This is a genomic window from Streptosporangium vulgare (assembly GCF_042428775.1).
Classification (GTDB): domain Bacteria; phylum Actinomycetota; class Actinomycetes; order Streptosporangiales; family Streptosporangiaceae; genus Streptosporangium; species Streptosporangium vulgare.
The window spans coordinates 1-7,298 of record NZ_JBHMBS010000069.1 but is presented as its reverse complement, the minus strand read 5'-3'; the positions used below and the strand labels follow the sequence as shown (position 1 = coordinate 7,298).

Annotated in this window: 5 protein-coding genes; all 5 read right to left on the bottom strand. The window is 67.0% G+C overall.

Going from position 1 to position 7,298, the window contains the following annotated elements; translation table 11 throughout:
* Positions 1-94: GntR family transcriptional regulator (locus ACFFRH_RS43895; RefSeq protein ID WP_386164092.1), on the bottom strand; the 94-nt coding region annotated here is incomplete at its 3' end.
* Between the two features lie 62 nt (positions 95-156).
* The gene (locus ACFFRH_RS43890) at positions 157-309 is read right to left on the bottom strand and encodes a hypothetical protein (protein ID WP_344744623.1); all 153 of its coding nucleotides are present in this window, start codon (positions 307-309) and stop codon (positions 157-159) included.
* Between the two features lie 480 nt (positions 310-789).
* Complete coding sequence (locus tag ACFFRH_RS43885; protein ID WP_386164090.1) at positions 790-2,829, bottom strand: ThuA domain-containing protein; 2,040 nt, start codon at positions 2,827-2,829, stop codon at positions 790-792.
* A gap of 39 nt (positions 2,830-2,868) precedes the next feature.
* Positions 2,869-6,726 (bottom strand): ThuA domain-containing protein, encoded by a 3,858-nt coding sequence (locus ACFFRH_RS43880; RefSeq protein ID WP_344744624.1) that lies wholly within the window; start codon positions 6,724-6,726, stop codon positions 2,869-2,871.
* Between the two features lie 210 nt (positions 6,727-6,936).
* Positions 6,937-7,086, bottom strand: a complete 150-nt coding sequence (locus ACFFRH_RS43875) for a hypothetical protein (protein WP_386164087.1) — start codon at positions 7,084-7,086, stop codon at positions 6,937-6,939.
* Positions 7,087-7,298: the final 212 nt, after the last annotated feature.

Genomic DNA, 7,298 nt, shown 5'->3' with positions numbered 1-7,298 from the left:
TCAGAGCGTCTCGGATCGGCGTCTGCGAGACCCCCAGCTCTCGCGCCAGGGCATCGATCGTGACGCGGGAGCCAGGCTCGATCCGTAGCGACATCAGGAGGACTTCCCAAAACCAACTTGGATGCCCCAACAATTTCCACGTCACCGACCGTCACATCAGCATACGTAATAGCCGAGTTTCGGGAAGTCCTCCGGCTGTCCGAGCAGCGTGTCGTACACCTCGTCGGCAAGCCGGTCGCGAGATCTCCCCGGCGGCGTTCCGCCCCTCATGGCTCCACGGCGCGGCGCGATCATCGCTTCGTCGTCCATCGTGACGTGAGGTCCCTTCTAGCGTCTTCGCGAACCTGTTGACATCGGTCGCAACGCTGCTGCATGGTGACGACCACTCGGATCGTATAGGAAAGGTGGCGGATGCCAGCCATCCTGCACCATCGCGGAACCGCCCGTCAGCGCCCTACTTCGACCACCTGAAGCTCCCCTGAGCATGCTCGACGTCCTGCTCGGTTCGCCATCGGGCCACACAAGGACCGAAGGACTTCTCGACTGACTGAAGACCCAGTACGGCGCGGCGTACTCGTGAGGCCGGTGCGGGGCGGCGCCCGCGACAGCCCGATAATTCGACCAAGGGTCACCGTCATCTTCCTCCCCTCCCTTCGGAGGATGGGTCACGTGCGGCACCGATGTTTCATCGATGATCATGAGAAGGTCGTGCATAAATCCGCGATAGTGGTGCGCTCCAGCGTCAGCGCGGTGGGAGCGGCGATCCACCGCCCCCACCGCGTCAACGGGTCAGCGGCGGTTGAGGTTCTGCATCCACTCCCGCAGCTCGCGCGCCTGCCGCAAGAGCTCGGAACGCGCCGCAGCGTCGCCGGAGGCCTTGAGGTTAGCCACGGAGACGATCGAGTTCAGCGCCGAGATGGCGCTGGTGTAGTTGGTTGCCAGGTAACTGTCCCGCGCGATGTCCAGGGCGGCATCGGCGGCGTCCGCAGCGGACTCGGTCAGCAGCCCGGCCGTTCGGTCGGCCTCGATCAGCAGGCTGGTCTCGCGGTAGGACGAGCAGTTGGCGTCCGTGCGGTCGGCGGTCGTCTCGATCCCGCCGAGGATGATCCGCATGAACGAGTCGTCGTAGTAATGCGTCCGGAAGTGGCCGAGGATGTTCGAGAACGCCTTGCCACCGCCCCAGTTCTGGCACCACGCGATCGGGTGGTCTCCGTTCATCAGCCGCAGCGGGTTGGTGGCCGCGTTGCCGCTGTTGAGGCTGCGCTGGTAGCTGTCCTCGTTGAGGCTCAGCAGCGTGTGCACGTCGGCCCGCATGTTGCGGTCGAAGTTGTAGAGCTCGTCGACCGTCATCCACTTGGCAGGGAGATGCGCGGTCGCCGGGTGCTTTTTGTCCTCGGTCACCACCTCGGCGTGGATGCAGCTGCCGCACTGGCCGAACCCGTTCTGGCCGCTCGGATGGTTGGTGAAGAACCCGCCGACGAGGTTGCCGTACCACGGCCAGGTGCGGAGCTCGAACGAGTCGGCGGCGCCGTGGATGCCGACATAGCCGCCACCCTGGTTCATGTAGGCCTCGAAGTTCGGCTGCTCGGTGATCGCATTGAGCGGGCCCGGGTGCCCGACGTTGGACTCGAAGACGATCGTGTCGTACTTCTTGAGCGTGTCGAGGCTCAGGAACGGGCTCGTGGGCAGCGTGACGGTCGGGAGTTGCGGGTCGTAGACGTCGACGTTGAAGTTGCGCTCGATGCCGAGCTTCTGGATCGCGGCCACGGTGTGCGAGATGTGGTCGTGCCGGAAGCCCGTCGTCTTGGAGAAGACCAGGACGTTGTAGTCGGCGTCCGGGTTGTGCGGGAGCGGGGTGAGCACCGGGTCCGGGATGAACTTCGGGCCCTCCGCGGGCTCAGACTCGAGGCCCGTCGCGGGCTCCGGCGCGAGCCGGTCCTTGAGCTGGTCGATCAGGTAACGCGTATCGTCCATGATTGTGCTGCGGGCCGAGCCGGGCTTGATCTGGCCGTTGGCGATCGAGACGGACTCTTTCAGGACCTGGCTCGCTTGCTTGGCCGAACCGGCGTCGGCGAGCGCCTTCGCCTCGTCGAGCTTGGCCTGGAGCGCCGCGCCGACCTCCGCCGGGACGCTGCCGGCGGTCACGAACCGGGCGATCAGCGTGCCGACGTCCGCGAACGATGTCGTCACGATGAACGTCTGCGTGTACTTCGCGCTGTTGGAAGCAGCGTCAGAGAGGTGCACCGCGAGCGTGTGCACGCCGAGCGACAGGTCGGAGGTCTGCACCGGCAACGGCGGGACCAGCTTGCCGTCGAGGTACATGTTCAGCACAGCCACTCCGCCCGAGCCGGGGGCGGGGTCCGTGCGCGTCGGGATGAGTGTGGCGACGTGACCGACGTGACCGTCGGTGATCGCCGGGTACGATGCGGCCGGCGCGCGCGTGTCGATCCGGACCGAGATCGAGCGGAACGCCGCGACGTTTCCGGACGTGTCGACCGCGCGGTACCGGACGCTGGTGTTGCCCTCCTGCGTGATCACCGCCGACGCCGTGGCCGTCGCCGGCGCCCCCTCGACGGGCACGTCGATGTAGGCGGCGCCGGCGTTGAGCGAGTACTGGAACTTTGCGATGCCGACGTCGTCGGTCGCCGACATGTTCAGCGTCACCGGGTCGCGGTACCAGTTGTTCTGGCCGGTCGGCGCAGAGGGCGACAGCGTCGCCACGTTGATCGTCGGCGGTGTCGTTTCCTCTGCCCACGACGGTGCCGCGGGGATGAGTGCGGCCGCCGTCACGCAGGCGGCCACTGCCAATGCGTGAAATCTTCTTCGCATGAGTTTCTTCTCTTTCTTGCCGCTGTATGGGCGGGTTCGCTAGCTGCCGATGCCCGTGCCGACGAACTCGGCCCAGTTGAGGTTGAACAGGTTGCCGCCCGTGGCGCCACCCGTGACCGAGCGGAACACCAGGAACAGCTCATGCGTCCCGGACATCGAGACCGGGAACGTCTGGCTCGTCCAGGTTCCCGTCCCGCCGGTGGACACGAGGTTGGCCGTCGTCAGGATCGGCCCGGTGATCGAGTCCTGACGGACCTCGATTGCCGCCAGCGGCGACCCGGGCGTGCGGCCGGTCGCCGCGTCCGCCACGCGGAACGTGATCGAATCGATGTTGGTCAGGTTGAACGGGCCGTTGAGCTGGAGCCAGTCGCCCGAACCCAGGCTGCCGCGGTGCACGCCGGCGCCGCCGTCGGTGTTGGTCGCCGTGTTGGTGCCGGACTGGTTGACGACGAACTCCACCTCCTGGTGCTTCTGGCGGATCTGGTGCTGGCCGGTCGTGGTCAGATGCGGGACGCCGCCCGGACCGCCGTGGTCGGTGTAGCGCGCCTGGATCACGCCGGAGACGTTGCCGCCGTGTGAGACGTCGTCGGCGATCGTGTGGAGCACGCCCGAGCAGCCGTTGACGGACTCCTCGGCGTGGCCGTGCTCGTCGTGGGCGAGCACGAACGTCACCTGCACCTCGGAGCAATTCACCGTCCCGTCCTCGGGGTCGGTGACCGTGACCGAGAACGGGATGTCGTCGCCGAACGCGAACGTCCCGCCATCCACCGGCGTATTGACGACCACCGTCGGGCTCGTGTTGCCCACGGTGATCACGGTGCTGGTCGAGGTTTGCCTGCCGGACGAGTCGAGCACGGTCAGCACGGCCGTGTAGCGGCCGGACCGCGTGTAGGTGTGTGTCGGGTTCGGGTCGGTCTCGATCGCCGAGCCGTCGCCGAAGTTCCACTCGTAGCGGATCGAGTCGCCGGGATCCTCATCCAGCGAGCCGGCGCTGGAGAAGTTCACGGTCAGCGGCGTTGAGCCATCGGTGCGGTCCGTGGTGAGCACGGCCTTCGGCGCGCGCTTGCCCTTGACGTACTCCCACTTGTACATGCCCGCGTCGGGGCTGATGACGTTGAACCCGTTGCCGTAGGTCAGCAGGTAGAACGCGCCGTCAGAACCGAACTGCAAGTCCATCGGGTTGTCGCACTCGAACCGGAACCTGCCTGCCCCGGTGTTCGCACGGCTGCCGCAATCCAGGAAGTTGTTGATCTTCTGGACATGGTTGTTCTGCTTGTCGAGCTTGACCTCGCGCAGCGTGTCCTGCGTCCACTCGCTGATGATCACCGAGTCGTCGTAGTACGGCGGGAACTTGTTAGGGTTCGGGTTCTCCGCGTCGTAGTGGTACTTCGTGACCCCGTGCGGACCGACGCCGCCGGTGTAGAGCTCGGGGAACAGCCGCGGGCACTCGGTCGTCGAGCCGGGCGCGATCGGGCCCGGGGTCGGCGCGTAGTAGGCCTCGCACGGGGTACCGAGCGGCGTGTTCGTGTTGTTGTCGCGGTAGGAGTACCAGATGTCCGGGTCGGTGACCGGCGGGACGTCCCTCAGGCCCGGCTCGACCGTCGGACCGCCCTCGATGTTCCACAGCGAGTCGTTGCGCTGCGTCGGCCCGTCGCAGTCGAACTTCTGAGGCGGGTTGTTCAGCGGCGTGCCCGCGGTGGTGGTGCCGGGCGCGAACTCGTGGAAGTTCCACTCGTAGTACGCGAGGTCGCGCTTGTAGCACGTCGGCCAGCCGTAGTTGGACGGCTTGCGCACGATCTGGTAGCGGCCGGTGCCCGACGGGCCGCGCGAGCGCTGCGGTGTCTGGGCGTCGGGCGAGTAGTCGCCGATGTAGGCCACGTCGTTCTCGTCGACCTGGATCCGGAACGGGTTGCGGAGACCCATCGCGTAGACCTCCGGCCGCGTCTTGTCCTGCGGCGCGCCCGCGACCGGCGGGAACAGGTTGCCCGACGGGATCGAGTAGGCGCCCGTGCCGGAGCCGAAGTCGACCTTGTTGGCGTTGGCGGCGGAGATGTCGCCGTCCTTGACCTTGATCCGCAGCACCTTGCCGCGCAGGTCGTTGGTGTTCAGCGCGCTGCGGCGCGAGTCACCGGTGAGCCGCTGATACCAGCCGCCCGCCTGCGCCGTGTTGGTGGCGATCGCCGGCGTGGCGGTGCCGGTCAGGCCGGCGCCGTCGGCGGTGATCTGCGGCTGATCGGACTGCTGCTTGCCGCGGCGGAAGAACACGTTGACGTTCGACGTGTTGACCGGGCCGCCGCTGGTCTGGATCTCATCCGCCTCGATGTTCGAGAGCGCCTCGAGCGCCGCGTCGATCGCATTGCGATCCGCGTTCCACGCGATCGGCTCCGTCGTCTGGCCCTCGAAGGTCAGCGTGAACGTGCCGCCCGTCGCGTTGGTGACGCGCACGGTCTGCTGCTCGTCGGTCTTCTGCGAGTTGTACGGCCCGTAGCCGCCGGCGTTGATGCCGCCCGCGGGCGTGTCATCGCCGGTGACCATCCAGAGGTTGCCGTGCTTGTCGAAGTCGATGTCGCCCCCGACGTGGCAGCACTCCTGGCGGTTGACCGGCACGCGCATGATCTGCTGCTCGGAGCCCATGTCGAGGTGCGCCGGCGTGCTGTCGGTGGCGTCGACGAACTTGAAGCGGCTGAGCTGGAAATAGCCCACGTACGGATCCCACGCGGTCTTGGACGCCGCCACGTTCGGCGGGGTGGTGTTCGGCGTGATCTGGGTGACGACCGATCCGTCGCTCAGCTTGACGTCGGTGACCTCCTTCCCCGAGTAGTAGAGGTAGACCCACTTGTTGGTCGCGAAGTTGGCGTCGACCGCCGGGCCATAGAGCCCGTCCTCGCCCGCGGAGTAGATCTGCTGCGTCATCGGCAGGCTCGGATCGGCGAAGTTGGCGACGACCGTGGTGACGCCCGTGGCCGAGTCGTGCATGCGCAGCGAGCCGAGGCGGTCCGTCTGCAGAACGCGGCCGTCCGGCAGCTGGTCGAAGCCGATCGGCTCCTGCAGGTTCGGCGGCGAGCCGATCTTCGTCTGCTGGTAGTTGGCCAGCACGGTCGCGCCGCAATCGCTGTAGACCGGGTCGGCCTGACCCGCGGCCCAGCCGATCGCACCCTTGAGGTGCTTGGTGAGGCCGGCGTCGAAGCTCGCGGCCGTGTTGCCCAGGCCGGTGTAGAACGAGCGGCCGCCCTGGAAGTCCTTACACCACGAGACCGGGTGATCGGCGCCCATCGTCCCCCCGGCGATCCCGTCGAGGTCGGCGCCCTGCGGCTGCGGCCCGAACGGGTCCTCGACGACGGTGGCGAGGACGTGTGACAGACCGCGGACGTTCTTCGTGAAGTTGTACCAGTTGTCGGTCCGCGACCAGAACTGCGGCAGATCCTTGCTCGCGTCGTGGACGCGGTCGGCGACCTTCACGTCACCCGCTTGCACGTCGGTCCTGCCGGACGCACGCGTCCCCAGGACGTCAGTCAGGAACGACCAGGACTCGTCGGTCTCGACCGCCGAGCCGACGCCGACGAAGCCGCCGCCCTTGCGGAAGTAGCTCTCGAAGTTCGCGCGTTGCGCGTCCGTGAGCGGGCTCGCGAGACCCGTGTCCAAGAACACGACCGCGCGGTACTGCCCCAGCTTCTTCTCCGTGAAATGGTCGCCCACGTCAGCGGGCCCGGGCGCCACGACCGTGAAATCACCGGTTCTGGCCGCATTCCGGATCGCGGCCAGGCCGGCCGACGACACCGCGTTCTGGGTGCTGCGCACCACGAGCACCTTGAAAGCGGGCTTAGCCGCCGTGGCGGCCTCGGCGCTCACCGGCATCGTGAGGAGCGTGATGAAAGGGGCGATGAGGGCCAAGGCCATCGTGGTCGCGGTGCGACCTCTCGGACGTCGTCCGTTTTCTGGCAGGACTGCGTCGAGCAGCCTGGCCCATGTTCGATGACGTGGTGACATGAAAAGCCCTTCCTGACCGGGGGGATGTCAGGCAAGGCGCGCGCCGCCGCGCTTATTGCCACTTGGTGGTAGCGGATATTGCGGTTGCTGGAGGGTGCTGTCTCCAGGTCTGTGGGGCCGTCAGTAAGGTGCCGGCCTGGGTAAATCCATGATCGTGGTCGGGTCGTCGATGATGTGGTTGATCACCATGCTCGCCGCGCCACGGGAGGCGGCGCCGAAGCCGAGCGTGGAGGCGACGAATCGGCACTGGGCGGCTGGAGCTGCTACCACGAGCCGTTGCAGCCGGTCTTGTGCGTGTGGCAGCAGCCACTGGGCCAGTGAGGCGAATAGCCTCCGATGACGATCACTCGCGGGTTGAACAGGTTGGCCGGGATCGAGTCACCGAGACCGGCCAGGTGTGTTCATGCGGATGCGGAGTTGATGGACTTCGAGAAGACGTCCATCATCGCTCGGCCGAACTGCGGCATGTCAGGCCAGCCGCG